Annotated in this window: 23 protein-coding genes; 14 read left to right on the top strand and 9 right to left on the bottom strand. The window is 42.1% G+C overall.

Features of this window, described 5'->3' with window-relative positions; genetic code table 11:
* Positions 1-39 precede the first annotated feature (39 nt).
* From V6R21_RS32255 to V6R21_RS32225, 7 genes are read left to right on the top strand one after another with little or no spacing between them, the layout of a single operon-like run.
* Complete coding sequence (locus V6R21_RS32255) at positions 40-813, top strand: hypothetical protein (protein WP_334241698.1); 774 nt, start codon at positions 40-42, stop codon at positions 811-813.
* Positions 810-1,325 carry a hypothetical protein gene (locus V6R21_RS32250; protein ID WP_334241696.1) on the top strand — a complete coding sequence of 172 codons (516 nt, stop codon included), beginning with the start codon at positions 810-812 and terminating at the stop codon, positions 1,323-1,325. The genes V6R21_RS32255 and V6R21_RS32250 overlap by 4 nt, the downstream gene beginning before the upstream one ends.
* Positions 1,318-1,800, top strand: coding sequence for a hypothetical protein (locus tag V6R21_RS32245; protein WP_334241694.1), 483 nt, complete (start codon positions 1,318-1,320; stop codon positions 1,798-1,800). The genes V6R21_RS32250 and V6R21_RS32245 overlap by 8 nt, the downstream gene beginning before the upstream one ends.
* The gene (locus V6R21_RS32240) at positions 1,800-2,012 is read left to right on the top strand and encodes a hypothetical protein (RefSeq protein ID WP_334241692.1); all 213 of its coding nucleotides are present in this window, start codon (positions 1,800-1,802) and stop codon (positions 2,010-2,012) included. The genes V6R21_RS32245 and V6R21_RS32240 overlap by 1 nt, the downstream gene beginning before the upstream one ends.
* Entirely contained in the window at positions 2,002-4,506 is a 2,505-nt protein-coding gene (locus tag V6R21_RS32235) for a phage tail tape measure protein (protein WP_334241690.1), read from the top strand. Before V6R21_RS32240 ends, V6R21_RS32235 begins: the two co-directional genes overlap by 11 nt.
* Positions 4,503-5,576: a hypothetical protein gene (locus V6R21_RS32230; protein ID WP_334241688.1), complete on the top strand. Its 1,074-nt coding sequence runs from the start codon at positions 4,503-4,505 to the stop codon at positions 5,574-5,576. The genes V6R21_RS32235 and V6R21_RS32230 overlap by 4 nt, the downstream gene beginning before the upstream one ends.
* Complete coding sequence (locus V6R21_RS32225) at positions 5,573-7,486, top strand: hypothetical protein (RefSeq protein ID WP_334241686.1); 1,914 nt, start codon at positions 5,573-5,575, stop codon at positions 7,484-7,486. Before V6R21_RS32230 ends, V6R21_RS32225 begins: the two co-directional genes overlap by 4 nt.
* A 56-nt stretch (positions 7,487-7,542) precedes the next feature.
* Here the strand turns inward: V6R21_RS32225 and V6R21_RS32220 are convergent, their stop codons facing one another.
* Entirely contained in the window at positions 7,543-8,124 is a 582-nt protein-coding gene (locus tag V6R21_RS32220) for a hypothetical protein (protein WP_334241683.1), read from the bottom strand.
* Positions 8,125-8,256: 132 nt separating this feature from the next.
* Positions 8,257-9,417, bottom strand: coding sequence for a site-specific integrase (locus tag V6R21_RS32215; protein WP_334241681.1), 1,161 nt, complete (start codon positions 9,415-9,417; stop codon positions 8,257-8,259).
* A gap of 719 nt (positions 9,418-10,136) precedes the next feature.
* Here V6R21_RS32215 and V6R21_RS32210 point away from each other — a divergent pair.
* Both V6R21_RS32210 and V6R21_RS32205 read left to right on the top strand, forming a co-directional pair.
* Positions 10,137-10,718, top strand: a complete 582-nt coding sequence (locus V6R21_RS32210) for a hypothetical protein (RefSeq protein WP_334247584.1) — start codon at positions 10,137-10,139, stop codon at positions 10,716-10,718.
* A gap of 166 nt (positions 10,719-10,884) precedes the next feature.
* The gene (locus V6R21_RS32205) at positions 10,885-11,691 is read left to right on the top strand and encodes an MOSC domain-containing protein (protein ID WP_334247583.1); all 807 of its coding nucleotides are present in this window, start codon (positions 10,885-10,887) and stop codon (positions 11,689-11,691) included.
* Between the two features lie 264 nt (positions 11,692-11,955).
* Here the strand turns inward: V6R21_RS32205 and V6R21_RS32200 are convergent, their stop codons facing one another.
* The 6 genes from V6R21_RS32200 to V6R21_RS32175 form a co-directional block, all read right to left on the bottom strand.
* Positions 11,956-12,645, bottom strand: coding sequence for a TIGR04283 family arsenosugar biosynthesis glycosyltransferase (locus tag V6R21_RS32200; RefSeq protein WP_334247582.1), 690 nt, complete (start codon positions 12,643-12,645; stop codon positions 11,956-11,958).
* A gap of 448 nt (positions 12,646-13,093) precedes the next feature.
* Positions 13,094-13,309: an RNA-binding S4 domain-containing protein gene (locus V6R21_RS32195; RefSeq protein ID WP_334247581.1), complete on the bottom strand. Its 216-nt coding sequence runs from the start codon at positions 13,307-13,309 to the stop codon at positions 13,094-13,096.
* 82 nt (positions 13,310-13,391) lie between these two features.
* Positions 13,392-14,624, bottom strand: a complete 1,233-nt coding sequence (locus V6R21_RS32190; protein WP_334247580.1) for an NADase-type glycan-binding domain-containing protein — start codon at positions 14,622-14,624, stop codon at positions 13,392-13,394.
* A 133-nt stretch (positions 14,625-14,757) separates the two neighbouring features.
* On the bottom strand, positions 14,758-16,089 hold the full coding sequence (locus tag V6R21_RS32185) for a serine hydrolase domain-containing protein (protein ID WP_334247579.1): 1,332 nt from the start codon (positions 16,087-16,089) through the stop codon (positions 14,758-14,760).
* 210 nt (positions 16,090-16,299) lie between these two features.
* On the bottom strand, positions 16,300-17,448 hold the full coding sequence (locus tag V6R21_RS32180) for a M12 family metallopeptidase (protein WP_334247578.1): 1,149 nt from the start codon (positions 17,446-17,448) through the stop codon (positions 16,300-16,302).
* Between the two features lie 141 nt (positions 17,449-17,589).
* Positions 17,590-18,105, bottom strand: a complete 516-nt coding sequence (locus V6R21_RS32175) for an RDD family protein (RefSeq protein ID WP_334247577.1) — start codon at positions 18,103-18,105, stop codon at positions 17,590-17,592.
* 211 nt (positions 18,106-18,316) lie between these two features.
* Here V6R21_RS32175 and V6R21_RS32170 point away from each other — a divergent pair, with 211 nt between their 5' ends.
* A complete protein-coding gene (locus V6R21_RS32170; RefSeq protein ID WP_334247576.1) occupies positions 18,317-19,525 on the top strand; it encodes a class I SAM-dependent methyltransferase in 1,209 nt (402 codons plus the stop codon).
* A gap of 39 nt (positions 19,526-19,564) precedes the next feature.
* Here V6R21_RS32170 and V6R21_RS32165 read toward each other — a convergent pair whose 3' ends face one another.
* On the bottom strand, positions 19,565-20,110 hold the full coding sequence (locus V6R21_RS32165) for an OsmC family protein (protein ID WP_334247575.1): 546 nt from the start codon (positions 20,108-20,110) through the stop codon (positions 19,565-19,567).
* Positions 20,111-20,376: 266 nt separating this feature from the next.
* On the opposite strand from V6R21_RS32165, the gene V6R21_RS32160 reads away from it, so the two are divergent.
* From V6R21_RS32160 to V6R21_RS32145, 4 genes are all read left to right on the top strand, one after another.
* On the top strand, positions 20,377-20,922 hold the full coding sequence (locus V6R21_RS32160) for a hypothetical protein (RefSeq protein ID WP_334247574.1): 546 nt from the start codon (positions 20,377-20,379) through the stop codon (positions 20,920-20,922).
* 158 nt (positions 20,923-21,080) lie between these two features.
* The gene (locus V6R21_RS32155) at positions 21,081-21,752 is read left to right on the top strand and encodes a DUF6962 family protein (protein WP_334247573.1); all 672 of its coding nucleotides are present in this window, start codon (positions 21,081-21,083) and stop codon (positions 21,750-21,752) included.
* 155 nt (positions 21,753-21,907) lie between these two features.
* Positions 21,908-22,315 (top strand): DUF1398 domain-containing protein, encoded by a 408-nt coding sequence (locus tag V6R21_RS32150; RefSeq protein ID WP_334247572.1) that lies wholly within the window; start codon positions 21,908-21,910, stop codon positions 22,313-22,315.
* An 86-nt stretch (positions 22,316-22,401) separates the two neighbouring features.
* A complete protein-coding gene (locus V6R21_RS32145; RefSeq protein ID WP_334247571.1) occupies positions 22,402-22,869 on the top strand; it encodes a hypothetical protein in 468 nt (155 codons plus the stop codon).
* Positions 22,870-22,872 lie beyond the last annotated feature (3 nt).

Genomic DNA, 22,872 nt, shown 5'->3' with positions numbered 1-22,872 from the left:
AAAGCCGCTCGCCATTGGGCGTGCGGCTTTCTTTCGCTTATGATCGAGGCAACAATAGGAAAGTACAAAAGGAACATAGCTGAAAACTGGAACGAGCTTACCCCAAAGCAGGTACGCCAAATCGCCAACGTATTCCATTCAGCCAAAAGCCATAAGGAGGCAAAAGTCAAGATGCTCAGAATACTTTTGGACGTTCCTTTCAGCACCTTCAAGCTGCTGACCAATGTCCAAATCATCAACATTTGGGACTGTACAGATTTCATATTCAATGAAACCCGGCTAACACAAAACCCCTATCCTGAACTTTCACTCGGTACCCTAAGAGGCACCAAACTGATCGGACCAAATGACAAGCTGAACAATATCAACCTGCTCGAATTTGCAGCAGCAGACAGCTACTATATCAAGTTTTGCGAAAACCCCGACAAGTACATCAGCTTCTTATACAAGATGGTAGCCGTCCTTTGGCGACCCGCAACCGCAACGCCAACCGAAACAGACAAGCGGATACCCTTTTCAGAACCAAGTGTCCAGCAGAGAGCCGACCTGATCCGCAAACACATCAAGCCCGACCAGCTGACCGCTATCAGGATATTTTACTACGGTTGCCGAAAGATGCTCAATGGCAGGTACAAGAATGTATTTGAAGGCGGTGAAAAAATCAAAGGAAAGTCATACGGATGGCTGGAACTGATCAACGGCATGGCTGGCGATAAGTTTGGAGACTGGCAAGCCACCTGCAACACCCTATTGCATACCGCTTTTATCAGCTTGGATATTGATATGCGAAACCAAAAGAACCTGAAGAAATGAGACACGGAGACTATATCACCATGATGAAGCAAATGCAGGAAGCCCATATTGACTTAAAAGGTTATGCCCGCATCATCACAGGAGCCGACCCCATCCAATCCGCCATGGACATTGAAAGTTTCTTGGTAGCCAAAGGCAAAAAGCGGCAAAGTCAACAGCTCCCACTGCTGATGGTCGAAACCACCGAAACGGGATACCTCGACAACGGAGCAGACAACCACCTACGGGACAGTGCAGCAGGTTTTTTTATCCTGGATAAAGCCACCACTGACGACGAAAAAGATGAGGCCATTTCAATAGCAGAAGTCATTGCAGAGGATTGTATCGGATATATCAAAAAACACCTGCTCGACAACCGAGCAAAGTACTTTATGAGCATTCAGGATTTGCGGATCGAAAAGATAGGCAACCTCGCCAGCCAATACTATGGCGTATACGTCAGCTTCCTGTTCCGAACCAACAGCACCACTGACCTGAAGTACAAACCAGAAAAATTCACAGCCAATGGCTAAAGCACTATCCAACGTCAAGCTGGTCGCACTCCTACTCGATGAGCTTTTTGACAAGTACCGTCTTGAGTTCCGGAACCTCAACATTGGCGACACTGGAGAGTTAGCCCGATCCATTAACCGCCACATTCTGGCCAACCCTCAGATGGTCAAAAGCATCAAGATATCATACCTCAGACGGGGTATGTATGTCGATCAGGGAACAGGACGGGGACTGAAGTTCAGCGAAGGAGCAGCCGCAAACTGGAAAAGAAAGCGGTTTGGCAAAAAGAAGATCAATACCGGAAAGTCTTATTACAAACGCAGAAGAATGATGCAAGCTGCAAACAAACAGACGCAGCTAAGGAAACCAAAACCATGGTTCACAACACATACAGCTTGGTTCTATAGAAGGCTGATGGAACGCACACTCGAAAACTCAAGCGACAGAGCTATTGAAGAACTGCTGGAAGCAATTCCACGAATGATCGAACTGTAATGGAAAAGAAAATAAGGAAAGTGCTAATTGTTGGAGCACCGCCAATGCTTGGAACCTTGGCATCTAAAATACTTAGAGCTGAAAAGAGCCTAGTTGTAGCTAAGCATGATTTAGCAAAACTACCTATAGGTTCAAGCGAGTTCCACCATAAAAAAGAAAGGATTAAAGCAGCTTCATTACTTCTAAAGCATATCAAAGACAATGGCATCTAATACAGATAAACGGACCGTCGAGATTATCATGAACGGCAAAAAAGCCGAGGCTAGCATGAAAGAGATGAAAGCCGCTGCTGCTGTTCTGAATAAGCAACTCGAAAAGATGCCGACCAATACCAAAGAGTTCGCTGATAAATCAAAGGAACTCAAAAAGGTAAGGACCCGGCTCGGTGAAGTAAGCAAGGAAGCACGCTCCAACAACCAAAACATGTCCATGATGGCCAAAGCCCAACCGCAGATTTTCAGCATGGCAAAAGCTGGATGGGCGGCAGTGGCGGCAGGTATCGGTTTGGCAGCCTCCGAGCTTCAGAGAATCATAGCCGAATACGCAAAGCTCAACCGAGTAACCCAACGTTATTCCGAGCTGCAAGGTGATGCCCTACATCAGGCTACAGGTCAGGCGAAAGCCTTGGCTGATACCTTTGACGCTGATGTAAACGAGGTACTAAGGGCATCCAACACCCTTGCAAAAACCTATGGCATGACCTTTCAGGACTCTTTGGAGATGATCAAGAAAGGCTACCTCCAAGGAGCAGACGCAAGCGGGGATTTCCTCAGCAAAATCAACGAATATACTCCTGTAATGAAACAGGCGAATATTCAAGCGGAGGACTTTGTAAAGCTGATGGTACAGGAAGAAAAAGGTACCATATTCGACGACAAGCTAATTGATGCGGTCAAAACATTTGCTGAACAGATAAGAGAATTAACACCAGCAGCAAAAGCAGCATTGGCACCATTGGGCGACGCATTCAATGAGGATGTAATCCAAAGGATCAACAGCGGCAAAGAATCCATGATCGACATATTCCAGGACATTATCCGGAAGGCTCGTGAGATGGGACTCAATGCCCAACAAACCCAAACCCTGATTGCAGATTTGGGAGGTGGCCCGCTGGAAGACTTGGGAGGATTGGAGAACGCATTCAACAACATTGATGCGGCCATGAAATCCAACCTCGACACATTGGATGACCTAGGAGAAAAGCAAAAGGAACAGGTCGATTATGCCGAAAAGATCAACACCGAATACGCTCGACTGTCAGCCAACACCAAAGACCTGGTAGAAGGGACAAAGAACTTTTTCAATGTCGTACTGGCTGAATCGCTTTCACTGCTAAACCGCATCATTGAGAGTTATGATACACTCGATGAAAGGATCGCCAAGAACCTGAAAAACATCAAGGATGCCACCACTGAGGACTTACCTCAGATGATTTCAGACAGTGAAAAAGAACTCACAAAGCTGGTCAAAAAACAGGAAGACCTTAATTCATTGATTGACGGTGGTCCCGGTGCCATGTCCGACGCATCCTATGAAAGTCTGCTCAGAAAATTAAGGGAAACCACCTTGCAGGTAGATACGCTCAAACAAAAGCTGGTAGACCTTAGAGCAGAAGAAGCACTCAGAGCCAAGCAAGCCAATGACGCTGAATGGGCTGCTGACAGAGACAAGCAACTCGAAGCACAAAGACTGGCAGAAGAAAAAGCAAAGCAGGAAGCCGCTGCTGATGAACGTATCGCAGCAGAGGAAGCCAAGGAAGTAAATACAGAAGAGGTTTATGACCAAAACCTTGAGCTGATTGGCATTGAAGAACAACTGGCAGCCAAGAGCATTGATCTTGAAGTTCAAAAACAAAACCTGATCAATATCTTACGGGACCAAACACTCGACAAACATAAAAAGAGGATGGCCGCTCAAAAGGCGTATGATCAGATGATGTTTGACAATATCATGACAGGCACCAACCTGATAGCCAACTCACTTTCAAGTGTGGCCGAATACATTGATGAGTACTCCAAGTTTGGCAAAGCGGTTGCGGTTGCTGAAATCTTTGCCCAACAAGGTTCTGCCATTGCCAATGCGACAGCAGGTGCTATCAAGGCCGCAAAAGATAAAGGACCCGCATTCCCATATGTAGTTGGGGCCTATATCGCTACAGGTATTTCAGCAGCAATCACAGGTATAGGACAAGCCCTAAAAGCTGTCAACAAATCCAAGCCACCGGAAGCACCTAAATACAATTCGGGAGGAGGTGCAACCGTATCAGGCGGTACCACATATGCAGCAGGTGGAGCCACCTTCTATGACCAAGGCAGATGGTCCCCTATCCGAAGTGCCGGAACCTTTGCAGGTGGTGGCCATGTAGGAAGTGCACACTATGGCATCATTGGCGAACGTGGAGCCGAATGGGTAGCACCTAACTGGATGGTAGACTCTCCAAGTTATGGACCAATCATTGGCATGCTGGAGATGATCCGAGCCAACAAGTTTGCAGCAGGAGGCAGCACACAAGCCGCAACCCCACCACCATTGGATACAAGCATGTTCGAAAAACAGACCATGCTATTAGGAGCGGTAGTTCAAGAGCTACAAACCCAAAGGGAGCAACCGAAATATGCAAAGATCATCTGGACAAATGATGACACCACCAATAGCCGGGAAGAAGTTGAGAAGCAAGAAACAATTGAAAACTTCGTAAAAATATGAGGACTTATATCCAGCAACCAGTAGGGCTTTTGCCAAGCCTCAACCGCATACTGATGCACTTTTCTGATACGGAAGACGACTTCCTTTTTGTCAAGGTGGAAGACCTCGAATATGGCGAAATGTCCATCATTCAAAAGCTGGTCAGAAACAACCAGGAAGAATTTCTCTTTGACTTATCCGAACTGACAGATTCACAGCTCGAATTTATTTCCCCCAATCCGGAAAGTGTCAGCATCCAGTTTCTGCCATTTCACCTAAAGTACTTCAAGCTACAGGAAAGCACCGACGGTGTCACCTATACGGATGTAGTGGAATGGTCAGCCATCAAATCAAAGATCCAGTTCGCCAACATCAACCAGCAATACAGCAGTAGCCTATTTGCCGCACTGACAAGCCGAACCGTAAGCGAAACCGCCAACTACTTTGTAACAGTGGCAGGCTATCCCAATGATCCGGTAGAGTTCAAGATCATCTACGATGACGGCACTACCCATACCGAAACACAGCTATTGCCATCGCCCACTTACAACGATGTCGTGTTTTCGGCCATCAAGCAAAGAGCCTATCTGGTACCCGTGGGTTTTCCTCAGCAAGGTTATGCAGACAAGCAACCAGGGAAAGTGATCAGCCGGGTGGTCATCACCTTCAACAACGAGACCTTGACACTTTACCCATCCAGCAAAAAGAGTATCTACGAAGTGGAACTCCTGTATTGGGACCGCTATTCCGGCAACTTCGAAACCCTGATCGCCAAAGGGCAAAGCAGCAGCGAAAGCGAGTTCCAGCGAAACGACTATTCCATCTATGGGCCAAGCTACAGCACCACACTGGTAGACAATGGCATGGTGCAGAAAGTGGAAGAAAAGATGATGATGAAACTTCGTACAGGCTATTTCAAATCCAAAAGCGAGTTCCAGTCAGCACTCAATATCATGTCGGCCGAAAGGGTACTGGCCAAACTGTCAGACAAGTATGTAGAGGTAGCCATCACCGACAAGAAAATCAAAGGCCCACAAGATGGAGACACCCTTTACAGTTTTGAGTTTTCAATCGATATCCCAAACAGATGATCAGCATAACCGTCAGCGGTGAAGTACTGCCAGTAGACAAAGACACCAGCATCAACTTTGTGGTGGACTCAGACTATTTCAACCTCGAATACCTTTCCGGAACACATACCTACTCGTTTGTGATCCCCTATACCGGTGCCTCAAAAAAAGTGTTCGGCTTTGAGCATATGCCCGAAGTGTACAAGAACAACTTTATCAACACCTACGACTGCCAAATCAGCTTCAAAGGATTTACCCTTATATCCGGTAAGCTCATCCTGCAACGCTGTACCAGCAAAGGCTATGAGGTATTTGTCACCTCCAACACCTCCATACTCGCAGAAATCAAAGAGGTTACTTTGCCTGAGCTATTCAGCATCAAGATAATCGGTTACTTAGACCGCAACACCCAACTGGTACAGGAAGGCTACACACCCGTAGCAGACCTGTTTGCTTCAGATGACTTTCAGCAGATCCTCACCCGAACAAATGAGGATTCGGTCGTGTTTGACGATTCCGTATTCTGCATCTCAACTACCTACCTATTGGAGCAGCTATTTGCAGCACTTGGCTATGAGATGGAAATGATTCTCAGGTTTCCGGCAGAGCAGTACAAATCCGTAATGTGGTTTACAGACCACCCTAACAATGGGCTGTATTGGGATACCGCCTACGATATCGCACCACCAAGCCTAACAGTTTCTACATTCCTGAATGCCCTGGCTAGAAATTTCGGCATCTTCACATACTTTGATACCGTCCAAAACAAAGTAACCCTGATGGATATCCACTCATTGCCGGGCTACCTATACTATGAGAATAACTACGGGTTCAAGTACTTGGATGTCCTATCCATCGAGAGTTCCGAAAAAGGGCATATAGACAAGGTCTCATTTTCACACAATACCAAACAGGGAGACCCAAAACCAACCCTGAACGGAACGGTGGACACCTATCAGGATTTGCCACCTGTAAACTTTGCCAGTGGCGAGACCTACTATGTAAGAGCCAACACCAGCTGGTACAAGTCAATCGACCTGCTTTGGCAACCAATATTAGGATTTAACCGATATCCAAAAGAAGTAGTCTTTCGGGAAGGAGACCAGAAGATGGAGATCAACACAGGCGTTGACCCTGTTTATATGGTCAATAGAGGAAAGATAATCAAACAAAGCAGCTTTGATTTGGTCAGGCCAATAGAACCCACTAACACCCCTGGGTATTTAGGTGTACAAATTCGATACGATGATACCGACCCAAACAACGAGCCGTTGCCTGATATCGAAGACCTAATGGAAGTGGAGATCTATTACAAAGACAATAATGTAGAAGTACGCAGAAGAGGGCTTATCACATCCCATGCACGTACACACTCACAAGGTGAAGAGCATTTCCTGAATATAGGCACCAATATTCCATTGACATTTCCTATACAGGAAGAATTGGACGGGGAGTTTGAATTTGAGTTCACCTATGGGTTCCGCTACTTTCCCGAAATAACAGGCGATAAGTCTGGCAGGATTGGACACCTTAACCATAGCAACTTTCCCGACTATCAGCCAATAGATGATTACGAAGGGAACAACTACAACTATGTTACGGCTACCAACTACCAAACCAGTAACCCACAAATCAGGCTATCCAACAGGCAAGACAACCAAATACAGTACTCCCTGATTTGGGACGATGAGGAAGGACTATACGAGACTTTCCACAAAAGGGCCATGCTGTTTCTAGCCAACTGCAAACTGATCAAGATCAAGCCCAAAATGACCATTGCAGACATTATCAGCTACCAGCCATTTAGCTGGTACCAAACAAACAACTTCCATTACCTCCCAAAAAAGTTAACATATAAGTTAACCCATGACGGGATTAAGGATGTCAAGATGGAAGCAAGGGTGCCAAAAGAGGGAGCAGTTCTGGAGTAATAAAAAAGCCCTGGTCAAAGCTAGATTGACCAGGGCTTTTCAAACAGTAGGGTATATCAATTACCACTAAGCATCTTCTTTGCATCATTAACATCCTTGTTATGATCCACTTTTGAGTCTTTTAGCTTCAAATCAAAGTCTTTCTTTGACTCAATGTCTAAATACATATAGTAAAATAGAACACCTGATGTATAAGAAGTACCTCCCATAGTAATGGTAAAAACACGATTTCCATTAATATCATTATAGCATGCCATCAAATCCCCTTTACTAAGTGCTGGTGACTTGGCATATTCTTTTTCGTAGACTACCTCATATTTAAGCTCATTTTTAAATAAGGACATTAGTTTGAATAAGGCCGCCTCTGTTGCATCGTGATCTAATGCTGAATACATAGTAAATGTTTTAAGCTCTTTTTCTCCCGCACCATAGGCTTTGTTAGTTCCATTAACAATAAACTCAATCCCATTGAATTTCATTCTATGGAAAAAAGCAGATACAGGCACTTCCTTTATTGCACTCCTATACTCTTTTTTACTCATACCAGCCTTAAAGTCCCCAATCAAAGTGGTTCCTTTTTGAGCATAAAGACAGGTTGAAAAGATTAGGGTGATGGTTAGAATCAATATAGTTCTCATAAAAAAATTGGGCTATATGTTAAACGAAATTAAACAGGAGGGAAAATATAAAAAGTTCGGCTAGCAACCGAACTTTTTTGTGTTCAATTATTACGTTGGTCTTGTTGATATTCTTGCAGGTAGGATTATAGTTTAGGCACTCAAGATCAAATCAAGTTCAGCCTCGATACTGATCTGTAGCATGTCTAGGTAATAGGTATCAGTTGTTCGTTCAGACTTGTGGCCAAGCATGCGGGCAATGGTCTGCCTTCTTACCCCTTGCTGGTATTGTACCATGGAGAAAGTACGCCTTCCCACATGGGTAGTCAAATTCTTTCGAATACCCATTACCTCAGCCAGAATCTTAAGGTTCATATTATAGCCACTATTACCAATCTTAGGGAGCTTGTAATCGTAGCTGTTCAGGATTTTCATCGCAACCGAATCAATCGGGACGATAAACTCAACCTTTGACTTGACACGCTTCTTCTTGATGCAAGCCTGATTGCCGATATAGTGCAGATGCTTCTCATAGTCAAAGTCCATCAGGTCCGCATAGCTCAGCCCCGTACGGCAAGAAAATACCAGCAGGTCGGCAGTTCGCTGCAATCGCTTCCTGAAAAACTTCATCTTCGTAATCGCCTCCAGCTCATCGCTGCTTATGTACACCCGTTCAGCGTCTGTAGTTCTGGAATACTTAAGCCCCAGAAGTGGATTAACATACAAGTACCCCTTATCCACCGAAAAGGCAACTACCGCTTTCAGCTCCTCCACCAACTTTGCTATATAGTTGACACTATACTTATGCTTTCGCATCCAGTTGATAAAGGTATCAGCCCAAGGCCTTGTTACCTTGTTCACATCCATATCAGATGCGCCAGTTTCCTTCAAAAACTCCTGAAACCGCAAGCACCTCCGTTCAATATTGTAGAGGGTGTTCGCCTTAAGCACCTTGCCCTTCATCTTGATCCATTCTTTCCAGACACCTAGCAGACTTATGGACTTTATCTCTACAAACTTCTCCCAACGTTCACGCAATGTTACAGGCGTGATAGACATTCTAAATTTGCGCATCTCCAGATACACCATCTTGACCTCATTTCGGATAATAGCAAGTTCCTCGTTGTCTGCACTGGCGTGTTTGTGGTTGATCATATCCCCATTCCAATGCTTTTCCAAACAGCGGATACCTGTACTGAACGGTGTACCCCGATCACCATTCACTTCGATACGGGCATAGATCGTAACATAACCATTTGATGCTTTGCGTGCCAGGTACTGCACACTCATGGATCTTGAATTGTTTTTAATCATGATTGAAACAAAAAAATTGAGTTATTAAAAAAATAAATCTCAATCTATCCTAAAATGAAATCGCAAGTGTTACCAAGACTACCTCAAGTGTTACCGGGAGTGTTACCAAAACATGCAATAAATCCCTGTTACCACTAGTGTTACCAAAATTGTAAGGCATTGAATATCAAAAACATGGGAATAAAAAAACCGTAAAACACTGTACTTGCGTTTTACGGTAACTCCCTGATCATCAGTAATATTGCGTTTTTTAATTAATCCCGAAGGGATTGAACAATAGTAGCCGTAGGCAAAAGCCTGCGGTATAAGTAAATCACATTTATCCAACTCCAAAGGAGTTGAACCTTTAAATCATTCAAGCGTTTAAAACTTCCGATTTCAATTATACCGCTACTTAAATCTTTCCTTTCAAAAGAGCTAATCAGGTTTTTATCCAATAGTTCTAAAAAAATACAATTCAATCCCCCATTAGAGCGCTTCCTGCCTATTCGATGATTTTTTCTTGTCTGATACAGGTGATTTTTCGATAAGAACTCTATGTAAAGATCTGCTGCTCCACGCCTTGTAATCACACCCTATTTCTGATACCGATATCACGGCTAACGATTATGCAAATTCAACTTTTACCTTACGTCCTTATACTTACTCATTTTTTCTTACGCTCCGATACATCCTTATTTTATTCCTTCAAAGCAACCTAAAACCAAAACCTTAGGCTTATGATTGACCCAAACGTTGAAATTGACGTCATGCAAAGGCACCTTGACAAGCTGCGCTTGAAACGGGAAGTAATAGAACTCGACCGGATGAAACTGTATGTCAAAATCCGCAAGCTGGAAACCAAGTATCAGGAGATGAAAACACAATACAGACGATTGGCTGTAGAGTTGGAGTCTATCTCCAAGTGGTTAAATGGAGAAGGGCAACTTGATCGGACTAGCCGAATAAAATACAAGATGCAGTACCAACAGTGCCTAATTAAGCTGTACAGGATCGAATCTTTTTTCCTTAACTATCTAGTAATACTGGTAGAAGAGCTCAAGATCAGGGAACAATCACTGAAGTCACTCTCCGAAAAGCTGGAATTGCTTTACGAAGAGGAGCTGCAAAAAATGCTAACCCTTCAAGACGACATGCCTGAAACGGTTGACATTGCTGCACAGTTCAAGGAAATGCCGCTTGTCAGTGCCCAATCATGGATCAGATCATTCTCTGAAAGCCTTTTTGTTCCAAAATCCGAATACGTTCCCATCACTGCCACCTTCGGATTTTCACCACACATCCCGAAGGCTGCAGGCTGATTCCTCCATACACAATCAGGTAAAAAATTACATCTGACCTCTGTGCATTACCGCATAAATGAGGGCGGGATAATTATGTTCTGGTAAATAATCTTCCCTTTCTTTTTACACTTCATTCTGCCACTTTCTTAACTTTAACCCGATTAATCACCTAACCAGACATACATTGAAAGTAAAAGCACTTTACATATACCCGATCAAATCATTGGGCGGAATTTTGCTTGACGAAGCCCACACACAGGAAAGAGGCTTCAAGAACGACCGCCGATGGATGCTTGTGGATGCCAATGGAAAATTCCAGACACAAAGGCAAAAAGCTGAGATGGCCCATTTGATCCCATTTTTTGAAAACGGAAATCTTCTTGTCAAAGACCGCCGTGACGATGACACTTTTGAAATTCCGATGCAGCCTGCCGGCGATCATATCTCTGTTACAGTATGGGATGATACTTTTATGGCTCAAAAGGTGGATAATGCTGCTGATAAATGGTTTTCTGATAAGTTAGGGTTTGAGGTACAGCTTGTTTATATGACAGACAAAAGCGAGCGTCCACTTCCTGCCGAATATGTTCCGGAAGAATCAGAAACCAGTTTTGCTGACGGATTCCCCTACCTGATCGCCAATCAGGCTTCACTGGATGACTTGAACCAAAAAATCAATGGCGAATACATCAGCATGGAGCGCTTCAGACCCAACATTGTGGTGGAAGGAGTTGAAGAAGCATTTGCTGAAGACAATTGGTATGACCTGGAAATCGGAACGATTCCTTTTAAAGCGGTAAAACCTTGTGGCCGTTGCGTTGTCACTACCATTGATCCCAATACAACAGAAAAAGGAAAAGAACCGCTATTCACCCTTTCAAAATATAGAAAGGTAGGTAAAAGCGTGATGTTCGGGGAGAATGCAGTCTCGCTGAAGGAAGGAACTGTCAAGGTTGGGGATACGGTTGAAGTAAAGTCCTTTAAAAAATAAGTTCGCTGGAGGTTGGCATTTGTGTCAACCTTTTCTTTTTGGAATGAAAAAATAGAGGGGATTAGATGCCGCTCCTACGGAGCTAAGTCAGGTGAAAATACTATTTGGTTACAACGATGAGGATCATATGAAACAAGAAAGTAAGTAGCTCCATAGGAGCGAAACCTTATTTGAATGAGGGTAATTACTTAATGCTTGGTTATAAAAGGAAAAAACACAGCAAAGGCGGATCTCAATCCGTCAAAAAAAAACCCATCGCCCACATTATCGCAATGTATTTTGATAATATTCCTTGATCTTATCAGGTGAAACTCCTTGCTCAAACATCCTGAAAGCCTTATAGTTCACCATACTCACTTTTAGGTAACTGTTATTGAAATATTTTCGGGATGATACCTGTGTATATTTCGGAATTATATGATAGCCATACTTGGGGGTCAATCGGTACGTCAATTCAAAATCTTCCATAATCGAGAACTCCTCATTGAAACCTCCCTCCTTCTCAAAAACTGCTCTAGGAATATATAATGTCTGGTCTCCTCCGCCCGAAAACTTGGTATGAAAATGTGTAGCCCATGAATTCACCCTTAATGGTAAGCTCCCCGGAACAAACCACATCCTGTAACCTCCCACCTGATGTCCTGCCTTCAGCGCATTGATAATATCAGTCGGAAAGGTCAAAGGCGGGTAGCTGTCTGCATGCACAAAATAGAGCACATCTCCCTTAGCTTGACTTGCGCCAATATTCATTTGAACTGCCCTGCTAGCCTTGTTGCTGTTGATTGAAACTACCCATGTAGGCATTGATTCTTTGTGTATTTTCACATCACTGGCATCTACTACCAACACCTCTTCCACCAATGGGTGATCCTTGATATTCGCCAAATGCTGAAGCTGCTTATGCAAGGCTTCACTGTCATTGTAAACTGGAATAATGATACTGATGGTTTCCATAGAACCTAGGTTAAGCAAGAATCGAATTGGAATAGAGGTTTTCTATCCTTTTACATATTATGATGTACTAAATGATGATGTTACCCTGTTTCACCCTTTCAGGGTTATGAGATAGTGAACACTGTCAACTCCGGATTACCATCCTGAGCTAATATGGTTTGTTTCCTTTGAAAACAGCGTTCGCTGTAAGAGAAATAATCCCAAAGGGATTCAATAATAGTAGCTGTAGACAAAAGCCTACGGTATAAGTAAATCCATTTACACAACTCCAAAGGAGTTGAACCTATAAATCATTGAAGCGTTTAAAACTTCCGATTTTAATGATACATCTGCTTACATGTGGGCTACTCAATTTAGCATTCACCCTTGCCTTACCAAAAATAAAAACCCTAAACATGTGACTAACCATCACTTGCTTAGGGCTTTTTTATGTCAAACCTGATTATCTTCAGTCGTTAATTACAATAGTCTTACCGGCAAAACTTACAGTGTCACCTTTGTAAAGCTTCTTGCCTACACGTGTTTCCACTTCATCATTGACCAGTACTTCTCCTTCACGGATAACTATCTTTGCCTCTCCACCAGACATGACAAGGTTAAAAATTTTTAGCAAATGGTTCAGCTGTATGTATTCTTCTCCTTCTCTAAGATTGAATTCCAACATCGTCTTTTGTTTAAATGTGAAAGGACAAAGATAGCGGTTTTTATGGCTGTTCCATATGTCCTTTTTACAGAAAAGGCTTCTACTACTGCTCTCTTGATGGGCTTGACTTTGGCTGCTCTGTTCCTACCACAATCCCATTTGCTATAAATGCATTATGCTTATCCAACTCAACAATGGTGTAAGTCTTCTGCATCTTATTTTCCTTCTGAATATTGATCACTGTGGTAGTTCCTGCCTCAGTTCTGACAGCATCCCCTGCCTTCAATAAGGCTACCTGATCAAACTGGTAATCTCCTTGCGTTTTTTGCGGATTCACGGACAGCCACTCCCCCTTTGCTGAGAGTAACGGGTGATCTTCTGTACAAGTCAATGTACTTCCATTTGAAAATTGGATTTTGACTAAATGCTTGTGATATGGGCTTGCCAACTTTTGAATAGTTGCAGGCATCATTTCTCCTGTCTTTTGATCAAAGCTAATTACCTTATCCCCGACAGAAAGGTCTTCAATATTTTGCTCTGAACCATCTGCCATCTTGATACGTGTACCCGCAGCAAAACAGTGTACATCAATTCCGTCAAAATAAATCTCCGAAATAACGACATCATCATACTTGTCCCCTTTATAGACGTCCACAATTTCAAACTTAATGGTCCAGTCCGGTTCCTCTCTCAACTTATCCCTATCAGCGCCATCCGTTATCTTGCCAAGAGGAGATATCCTAAAACCTTGTGACGATCGCTCGTCTTTCAGGTGAAGCAAAGCATAAGGCTTGTCATCTACATACATTTTCAGGGTCTTCACCCTTGAGTTGTTTCTCCATGCCGCTTCACTTTTCAGATAGCCATTACCGACTATGATTTGAGTTATCCTTGGGCTGGTTGCCTTAAAATGGTAAAGCAGGTACTCTCCGATTCCATATCCATCTACTCCTTCCACCCAAGCAGTTTCAAGATCAAGGTCATGGGCATTGTCCGGAACATATGTATTTTTTCCTTGCGCTGTCAGAAAAGATGAAGCCGTGACACTGAAAGGACCACCACCACAGTACCAACTGCAACCACCACCCACTGGATCAAAATAGCTTTCCTGAACTTCCGAGAAGTTATTCAGCAATTCTTTTTCTTCTTCAGTAAGGCTCTCCACTCCTGTTCCTTCTTCACCATATGCTTTTGTAAAAGCTGCTTCAGCCACTTTATACTTTTGCAATCCTTCTTCGCTATAATGCTGGATGGTGTAAGAGTTCAATTCTCTCAATGTCTGCGCATGGGTAAAAAGACTGCCAAGCATTAGCAGACCAAAAATCAGATATTTCATGTAAGTCTAATGTTTGTTATTGGGTTATTTATAATCAAAATTGAATATATCAATTATAGCAAAATTTCAAGATTGCTTATTAAGCTTTGATATAAAAAATGCCTTCACTCATGTGAAGGCTGCATCCTTTTATTTATTTCTTTATTCCCTCAAAAACATTCCCATCATTATTGGTCCAAATCATTTTTTCCACCCTCCCGTTATCATCTGCCACAAAATCAATAAACGCATAAAGTGTTCGGCTAAAAAACCTCCCATCCTGCAAGGGCACCAACTCTGAATATCCTCCTTCGTTGGCTCTAGCTTTGATCAAACCACCAACATATTCTACATATACTGTAAAGTTTGGTCCGAAAGCATACCCACCAAGTAGGTCTTCTGCATTAGGAGGATACTGGTCTGCTCCTGCAAAAGTTTTGGCCCTAGAATGATACTCCTTATCAAAAAGAATCGCTGCCAAGTCTCTCCTCAGGAAGTCGGCTACTCCAGTCTGGATATTGCCCAATATGATTACACTAATATCATCGTCTTTGTAATGCAAGTAGTCGGCTATATAGCCATTAATCCTACCATCATGACCAAACACGTCCCTGCCAAAAGACTTGTAAACCGAAATGCCGTAACCATAGCCATTTCCATCATCCTTGAAAAACGTATCCGTTTGCGCTTGGCTAAAAAATGTCCCTTTCTGAAGTGCGTTGATCCATTTCAATAGGTCCTGAGTCGTACTGTACAATGAACCGGAACCTTTCATCAGTTCTGAATCTACCTGCTTTGCCAACTCCAAGCCATCATATCCTTTCGGATTGTATCCCACTGCAAGGTTTTCCACTATTACACCTTGCTGATCATGCCCTGTGGCATTCATTTCTAGTGTATCAAAAATGGTTGCTTTCAGGTAGTCACCATAGTCTTTACCACTTACCTGCTCTATCAGCTGTGCCAAAACGGCATAGCCTCCATTTGAGTACTGATATTGGTTGGTCGATTCTAATTGATGACTAAGTAACAGACCTGCTAATTCACTCAGTGAGGTATTACTACATGAAAGTTGAGAGAAGTCCGGTAATGCGAAGATATCCACAACACCTGAAGTATGTGTAAGTAACTGATGAATCGTAACCTGTTTTGCATTGGGGTATTGTGGAAAATATTTTGACAATGTGTCTGTGATTTGAAGCTTTCCTGCTTCTTCCAGTTTCATTATGGCAGCAGCCGTAAACTGTTTGGAAATAGAACCAATCTTAAAGCGTGTCATCTCTTGGTTTTGTACTTGAAAGGCTACATTGGCGTCCCCATAACTTTTAGCAAAAACGACACTGTCTTTCTGTACAATCAGCACATTGCCACTGAAGTCATTGGTTTGGGTATAGGAAGAAATGTATTGGTCAATCTTGTCTGAAAGTGATTGGGAAAATAGGTTCATAGAGATCGTCAGCATAAAAGTAGCTATCCAGTACTTCATGGTATTTGCTTTAAATAGGTTGAGAAACAGTTTGTCATTAGAAAGACGGCAAGAATCTCGGATGGCTGCTTAACCAGAAAAAAATATAATCTAGGCCATCTCTTTTGAGCGGTACTTATAAACACCAAAACATCACTTAAAAAAATAAGGCACTGCCTTGATTTGCTGTAAATCAAGACAGTGCCTCATCTAGGTTTACACTAACAAGGACTACCACATCATCACTGCGGTATCTCCCGACGAGAAGTTGTAATACAACCTAATCCTTAATACATACTTCCTGTCCTTGAACAGTTTTACATTGAAATTTGCATTTAGGTCAGTGCCGCTATCATCGTCTCCAATCAGGTATTTCAACTCACCATTCACCTCCTCAAACAAGACCATAACTGTATCCGACCCTCCAAATGTCTGAAAGTTATACCGGCGGCTGGCATCTGGTGTCACGACAAAGTTTTTCTGCTCTCCTACATTAATGGATAGTTTTTGTGACTCCCAAGGCTTTAGCTCCGGAAAGCTTGGTTCCAGTGGGGGATAGAAAAATCGAACCCTTTCAATATCTTTTTCAGACAAGCCGTCCTCAGGTATCAATGGGGTATTCTGGTATTCGGATGGCTCCAATATCATCCCTGACTGAAACGGGTAATGCATAATGGAATCCTTGTCCCATACAGAGCCTTCCACTGTTTCAGGGGGAAGTTTTCTAATAATATTCCAATACGTTTTGTCTCTTGACCAAAAATTGGGCGGGCCAGCCAACTGCCTATAAACGGCTTCCTCATTCCACACAATTCCTGCATTTGCATTCTGATGTTCGTGCGGAAATCCCATCGCATGCCCGATCTCATGCAAAGCGGTATCAATCTCTCCGTCAGCGGTAAGGTCCCAACCAAAGTTCATGGTTCTTTCATTTTGACCGATATTAAGATTATCCCGTCCAACGTATGACCAGGCGCCATCATTCTGAAGAAACCCGATACGAAGTTCTGCCTCATCACGGGTATTTACTTCTCGAAACTCCAAGCCTATCCCCAAATCCTTCCACACCTTAAAAGCCTGCCTTACGATATTCTTTTGATCCTCACCACCACCCATTTCTCCATCCGTAAAAAAGTAATAATGCAGGATGGTTCCATTGACCCACTTCTTCGAAATGACACGCAAGAGTTCCGCTCTTTCCCGAGAAACTTCAGGGCCAAACACTCTTTCTGGTACTACTGGCAAGGAACATTTGATATCGATCTTTTTCTTGACCGCTTTTTTCGATTGGCGTTTATTGTCAGCACCATTGCTTGACAATTCTTTTTCAATCTTGTCTAAACGCTTCAGGATTTGCTCCTGTAACTTTTTATCACTCATTTTTTAGGGTTAATTGGGTTAAACTAATTGGGTAATTTAGAAAGCAGACCAACTATTTAGCCTACTGATAACCAAAAGAGTAACAAAGAAAAAGCCAAGCAACAATCTACTACGCCATAATACCTTCCTGTTTCACATCCATTAGTAACTATTCATAATCAGAAAACTAATAACAGTATAGATTACAACTGTCAATACGAGTAATACCATTACCCTTTTCTTTCTTTTTTCCCTAAATGGATTATCAATCACTTCTGTTTTAGCAAGTCGGTCTCCTAACCTTGCGTTACCCTTACTAGTCAAAAGTACCAACATTTCAACAGGCCATACTGCAAGAAAAAGGTTTCTTAGAAAGAGGTGCCCAATGGATGGGACCTTACGAATATCTCTATTGTCACGCACTTCAATTCCTGCAATCCACCTACCTGGACTGACCCCTCTGTAAAGGTCTTTGCACATAAACAATACTGCCCCAAGTGCTGACAGAGCAGAAAGGGCAAACTGCTCGTCTCCATAAATATCTCCAGCCAACAGTGCCTTTCCTTTCCATATCAATGCTATAATGAGCATAACAGCCGAGATCAATAAATAATCTAAAACAAAGGCTATAAACCTTTTGGTAACAGAGGCGGGGGTTATTGGATAAGTATCTTGCATAATGTGCGTCTAATTTTATCACAGAACACCTACTCTTAAGAAAAGGATTCCTGCTCTTGATCAACACGAATGTCTGGCTACATTCTTTTCATTACGGCAAGAAACGTATCTTTGCCCTCAGCTTAAAGGAGATTCACCAACTCAATAGGTTTATACAGTTACACTATAACAGGGTAGCTATTCAAAATATTAATCCCGCAATAGTTCAACAATGGAGTTTTTTAAATGCCTTCATCCGGATGTCATCGCATTTATCAATGATCACTTGAATGATGACCCGTCGCAACTAATGTTGCAGGCCAACCGCTTTCCTGAAATTCCAATGACCGAAGTGGTCATTCAGCTAACAGGTAAGCAAAAAGCTAAAGATAAATTGCCTGAATGGTACCATAATGACCAAATACTCTATCCAGTTAAACTATCTATGGAGCAGTGCTCTTCTACACTTACTGGTATGTTCAAGGCCTCACTGGTAGAAGGTGAAACAGGTGCAGACCTAACAGGTGGTTTTGGTGTAGACGCTGTATATTTTGCTGACAGGTTCAAAGACTTTTATTATATCGAGCAGCAAGAGGCTCTGACCAAAATTGCCGCCCATAACTTTAAAGTATTACAGAAAGACAATGTAGAAGTACGTTGTGAAGATGGTTTGCAGTTTGTAAAACAATTGGATGAGAAGCTCTCCTTCATTTACCTTGACCCTGCCCGTAGAGGAGACCGCAATGAAAAAGTGGTACGTATTCAGGATTGCGAACCCAATGTATTGGAGATGATGGATACCTTGTTATCGAAAGCGGATCAGGTAATGCTGAAGCTCTCTCCCATGCTGGATATCAAACAGGCTATACAGCAAATGCCTAACACCCAAAAAGTCCATGTTGTTTCTGTTCAGAATGAGTGCAAGGAGATTATCTTTATTTTAGCTAACGGAGACAAGCAACCTGTTGAGATCTGTAGTACCAACCTGTTGAAAGACGGCTCAGCCCAAACCTTTTCCTATATCCTTAATGAAGAGGAATACTTGGCTTCCAACTATGCTGAAACAAGCAAAAAGTACCTTTATGAACCCAGTACTGCCATTCTGAAAGGTGGTGGATACAAAAGTATTGGCGTTGCTTATGACTTAGAGAAGTTGCACCCCAACAGTCACCTGTACACTTCTGATAAGCTCGTGGAGGATTTTTCAGGAAGAGTATTTGAATGTGAGCAAGCTTTTGGTTTTGGCAAAAAGGAAATCAAGAAACACCTGAATATGAAACAAGCCAATATTACGGTCAGAAACTTCCCGCTGACTGTAGCGCAAATCAGAAAAAAAACGGGTATTCAGGACGGCGGAGAAATTTACTTATTTGCCACTACTGACATCAAAAACCAAAAAGTGATTCTGAAGTGCAAAAAAGTACTTAGTGATAGAGCTTGAGGTTAAACTGGGCTTCCTTTATGGAAGCCCAAAAGCGAGCTAAGCAGCTTCCCAAGATACCTTAACAGGGTTCTCTAGCATATCCAAAACAGGTGAAGTTTTCTTGACATACTCGAACAGTTCATCCAACTTTTCCTGAGGTGCATCTGCCTTTACTTTATATTTTACACGGATATTGTCATAGCCTGGTCTCTTTTGTTCAGATAGTCCCAGAAAGGCATGCAGGTCTATATCTCCTTCCAATTCAAATTCCAACGATTCGATTGCAATGCCACTTGCTGCAGCATTATAGACAAAACCAACAGTCAAGCAAGAAGCCAAAGCATGCAAGATTGCTTCCACTGCATTTGCCCCTCTGTTTTTACCTAGCAGTATGCCGGGTTCGTCACCTTCCACCACAATTGTTTCTGTCCTTGTACTGTCTTCTGTTTTGGCACCATAAAAGTTTCTGAATTCTGTTTTACAGTGTCCTCCTTCCACCCACTTTGTTTTAGACCTGAATTGAAATTTAGCCACTTCAGGATCACCTTTTACCGCTTCGATTGTTCCAATCAACTGATCTACATTAACACCGTTTTTTTCCATCTTTCTGCCTTTACTGGTTTCACAAACGTTTTGGCAACTGGCGGTTCAACACCGATGCTATCAGAAATTATCAATCCCATATCACAATTTCAATGTTATAAATCATCTAAAAATCCATCTTCTTTTGAAACTATGTTAGATGATAAATCCATCGTTCTGAATCAGATATCTCCCCTTTGTTCGTTAACATTGTACTTATTCGGGCTCGATTATTGTTAATTGAATCCCGTATCTATTAAACACTTGTTAATTATATCAATTTCATTATGACAAGAATCACTACACTTTATGTCTACTTTTTGTTAGCTACCTGCACCTTACTTTCAAGCTGCGACACTTTAGATAAGTTGACTCAATTTGAATTAAAATATACTTCAAATGTGACGATACCTGCTACTGTTCCAATAGCAAGTCCATTTGAGATTTTCACGCCTGAAATCAAATCAGACAGTGAGTCACAAATGTCTATCAACAACACTAAAAAAGATTTGGTAGAAGAGATCTACTTGAAATCAATGACCTTGACTATCAAGTCTCCTGAGGGAGAAGACTTCAGCTTCCTTGAAAGTCTGGCTGTTACTATCAGCGCTGAAGGACTTGAAGAGCAACAGATTGCTTTCAAAGACAATATTGGAGAAAACGTAAGTGATGTAATCGAAATGGAGGTTGAGAAGATCAACCTGCGTGAGTATATCCTGAAAGATGAGTTTAAACTAAAAGTAACTACAGTTACTGACGAACTGAATTCAAAATCTTACGATATCGAGATATTCACAAAGTATCATGTGAATGCTGAAATTCTAGGTATCTAGTCCATATACTTCACTACCATTTAAGCCGACAATCTAAAATTGTCGGCTTTTTTTATCTCAAGGCTCTTTTAAGGTTACTCCCCAAAAATCTATATCTTGCCCACTAACACAGGAAAAAGGCTCTCCGCTATTAGATCGATAAACTTAAACTAACTAAAATGGAACTGATTCAAACGCCTACAGCTCAAACTACTGCTGCCACAGACCTGCTATTGGGTTTGCTCTCTCTATTCTTCTCCTATTCCATTTATAAGATGAAAGCCAAGGATAAGGGTAAAGCCACTATATGGGCAGCTGCTTTTCTATTACTTTCAATAGGGGCGTTGGTAGGAAGTGTACGTGCCGGGTTTGTACTCTCGGATGCTACCAAGTTTGCTCTTAACCAACCTTTTTACCTTTCTCTCGCGTTGACGGTTGCCCTCTTTGTCATTGGTTTATTTTATGACTTGACGAATGGTCATATCACCAAAACACATGTGTTATCCATCTTAGGGATTGGTGCTTTCTTCTACATTCTGACCGTTATTTTCTCAGGAATGTTCTTTATCTTTTTAGGTTATGCTGCGGTAGCCATGCTGCTTGCCCTGTTTGCCTATTCTGTCTTTGCCGTTAGCGGAAAAGTAAAAGGGGCATCAATGGTTGCATCAGGTATTTTACTCACCCTGACTGCCTTTGCCATCCAAGCTTCAAAAGCCATTTCTTTTCACCTTATCTGGGACTTTGACCACAACGGAACTTTCCACCTCGTACAGATATTGGGTACTACCTGTATATTTATAGGCATCAGTATCTCATTACAAAAGACGGACAATACAAAAACAATCGCCTGATATTAATACTCAGGACGAAGACAAAGAGGGTACTGCATGCAGTACCCTCTTTTTTTTATATTTCTGATTAATCTCATTGACCTATCTCTTACTTAAATTTTTTTAGCTGAATACTTGTTTCTCCAATATTAGTATCATCAAAACCACTCAATATTATGCTTTCCAAATCACAGATTCATAATGCTTTTATGCGAGTAAAGACAGGTGATAAATTCTGTATGTTTCTTGCAGAATTGAACAAGTTAGGTGTTACCAAATGGGATTTCCATACAACTGATGGAGCTAATATTTATTACGGCGAAAATGACTATGTCATGGAAATGGAACCTATCTATGAGGAAGTTGATGTGGCCGAGTCTCCGTCACTGGACTTACTTCAAAAAGTACTACAGGAACATAAGGATGGCTTGACAGACTTTCATTCATTCTGTGAAAATACAGCTTCGGCAGGTGTTTCCAAGTGGGTTGTCGACCTACAGGAGATGGTAATCATTTACTTTGACAAAAATAACAACATGATGCTTGCAGAGCCTATTACTGACATTAGTCACAGCTATGACTAATACCCACAAATAGTTGAATATGAGATATATCATATGCTAAAATTTGGCAAAAACTTATATTCAAAAAAACCTTCAACTCATCTACTATGAAATACCTACTTCTCTTTATTTTCTGTTGCTGCTTTCAGCTAAAATCTTTTGCTCAGATTGATGAAGTTAAAATGATCCAAACCCTTTATGGGATGGAAAAAAAAGCCATTGTTGAGGAATTTATGAACTTATCCGAACCTGATGCTTCTGTGTTTTGGGATATTTATGCCTCATACGAAGCCGAACGGAGGGAGAATGGCCGGAGAGTACTTGAAACACTAAATGAGTATACTCAGAATTACAATGTGATGGATGACGCTAAAGCTGATAAGTTTATACAAGACGTATATGCCATTGACAATGTAAGCGATAAAATTTCCAAAAAGTATTACAAAAAAGTAAAGAAAGCCTTGGGTGCTCAAACGGCAGCCAAGTTTACACAAATAGAATCTTATATTAAAACAGCTGTCAGGCTGGAGGTGATGGAAAACCTACCTTTTATTGATGAGCTTACTGAAGATTAATGT

Origin of the sequence: Limibacter armeniacum (assembly GCF_036880985.1) — a bacterium.
Lineage (GTDB): Bacteria > Bacteroidota > Bacteroidia > Cytophagales > Flammeovirgaceae > Limibacter > Limibacter armeniacum.
The sequence above is the reverse complement of the archived record's forward strand: the minus strand, read 5'-3'. Positions and strand labels throughout refer to the sequence as shown.

Excerpts from the sequence above, each read along its gene's own strand:
- V6R21_RS32180 (WP_334247578.1), bottom strand. The coding sequence starts at position 17,448 with ATGAGTGATAAAAAGTTACAGGAGCAAATCCTGAAGCGTTTAGACAAG.
- V6R21_RS32240 (WP_334241692.1), top strand. The coding sequence starts at position 1,800 with ATGGAAAAGAAAATAAGGAAAGTGCTAATTGTTGGAGCACCGCCAATG.
- V6R21_RS32190 (WP_334247580.1), bottom strand. The coding sequence starts at position 14,624 with ATGAAATATCTGATTTTTGGTCTGCTAATGCTTGGCAGTCTTTTTACC.
- V6R21_RS32210 (WP_334247584.1), top strand. The coding sequence starts at position 10,137 with ATGATTGACCCAAACGTTGAAATTGACGTCATGCAAAGGCACCTTGAC.
- V6R21_RS32220 (WP_334241683.1), bottom strand. The coding sequence starts at position 8,124 with ATGAGAACTATATTGATTCTAACCATCACCCTAATCTTTTCAACCTGT.
- V6R21_RS32250 (WP_334241696.1), top strand. The coding sequence starts at position 810 with ATGAGACACGGAGACTATATCACCATGATGAAGCAAATGCAGGAAGCC.
- V6R21_RS32145 (WP_334247571.1), top strand. The coding sequence starts at position 22,402 with ATGAAATACCTACTTCTCTTTATTTTCTGTTGCTGCTTTCAGCTAAAA.
- V6R21_RS32195 (WP_334247581.1), bottom strand. The coding sequence starts at position 13,309 with ATGTTGGAATTCAATCTTAGAGAAGGAGAAGAATACATACAGCTGAAC.
- V6R21_RS32230 (WP_334241688.1), top strand. The coding sequence starts at position 4,503 with ATGAGGACTTATATCCAGCAACCAGTAGGGCTTTTGCCAAGCCTCAAC.
- V6R21_RS32200 (WP_334247582.1), bottom strand. The coding sequence starts at position 12,645 with ATGGAAACCATCAGTATCATTATTCCAGTTTACAATGACAGTGAAGCC.
- V6R21_RS32155 (WP_334247573.1), top strand. The coding sequence starts at position 21,081 with ATGGAACTGATTCAAACGCCTACAGCTCAAACTACTGCTGCCACAGAC.
- V6R21_RS32215 (WP_334241681.1), bottom strand. The coding sequence starts at position 9,417 with ATGATTAAAAACAATTCAAGATCCATGAGTGTGCAGTACCTGGCACGC.
- V6R21_RS32175 (WP_334247577.1), bottom strand. The coding sequence starts at position 18,105 with ATGCAAGATACTTATCCAATAACCCCCGCCTCTGTTACCAAAAGGTTT.
- V6R21_RS32150 (WP_334247572.1), top strand. The coding sequence starts at position 21,908 with ATGCTTTCCAAATCACAGATTCATAATGCTTTTATGCGAGTAAAGACA.
- V6R21_RS32235 (WP_334241690.1), top strand. The coding sequence starts at position 2,002 with ATGGCATCTAATACAGATAAACGGACCGTCGAGATTATCATGAACGGC.
- V6R21_RS32185 (WP_334247579.1), bottom strand. The coding sequence starts at position 16,089 with ATGAAGTACTGGATAGCTACTTTTATGCTGACGATCTCTATGAACCTA.
- V6R21_RS32245 (WP_334241694.1), top strand. The coding sequence starts at position 1,318 with ATGGCTAAAGCACTATCCAACGTCAAGCTGGTCGCACTCCTACTCGAT.
- V6R21_RS32225 (WP_334241686.1), top strand. The coding sequence starts at position 5,573 with ATGATCAGCATAACCGTCAGCGGTGAAGTACTGCCAGTAGACAAAGAC.
- V6R21_RS32255 (WP_334241698.1), top strand. The coding sequence starts at position 40 with ATGATCGAGGCAACAATAGGAAAGTACAAAAGGAACATAGCTGAAAAC.
- V6R21_RS32165 (WP_334247575.1), bottom strand. The coding sequence starts at position 20,110 with ATGGAAAAAAACGGTGTTAATGTAGATCAGTTGATTGGAACAATCGAA.
- V6R21_RS32170 (WP_334247576.1), top strand. The coding sequence starts at position 18,317 with ATGGAGTTTTTTAAATGCCTTCATCCGGATGTCATCGCATTTATCAAT.
- V6R21_RS32160 (WP_334247574.1), top strand. The coding sequence starts at position 20,377 with ATGACAAGAATCACTACACTTTATGTCTACTTTTTGTTAGCTACCTGC.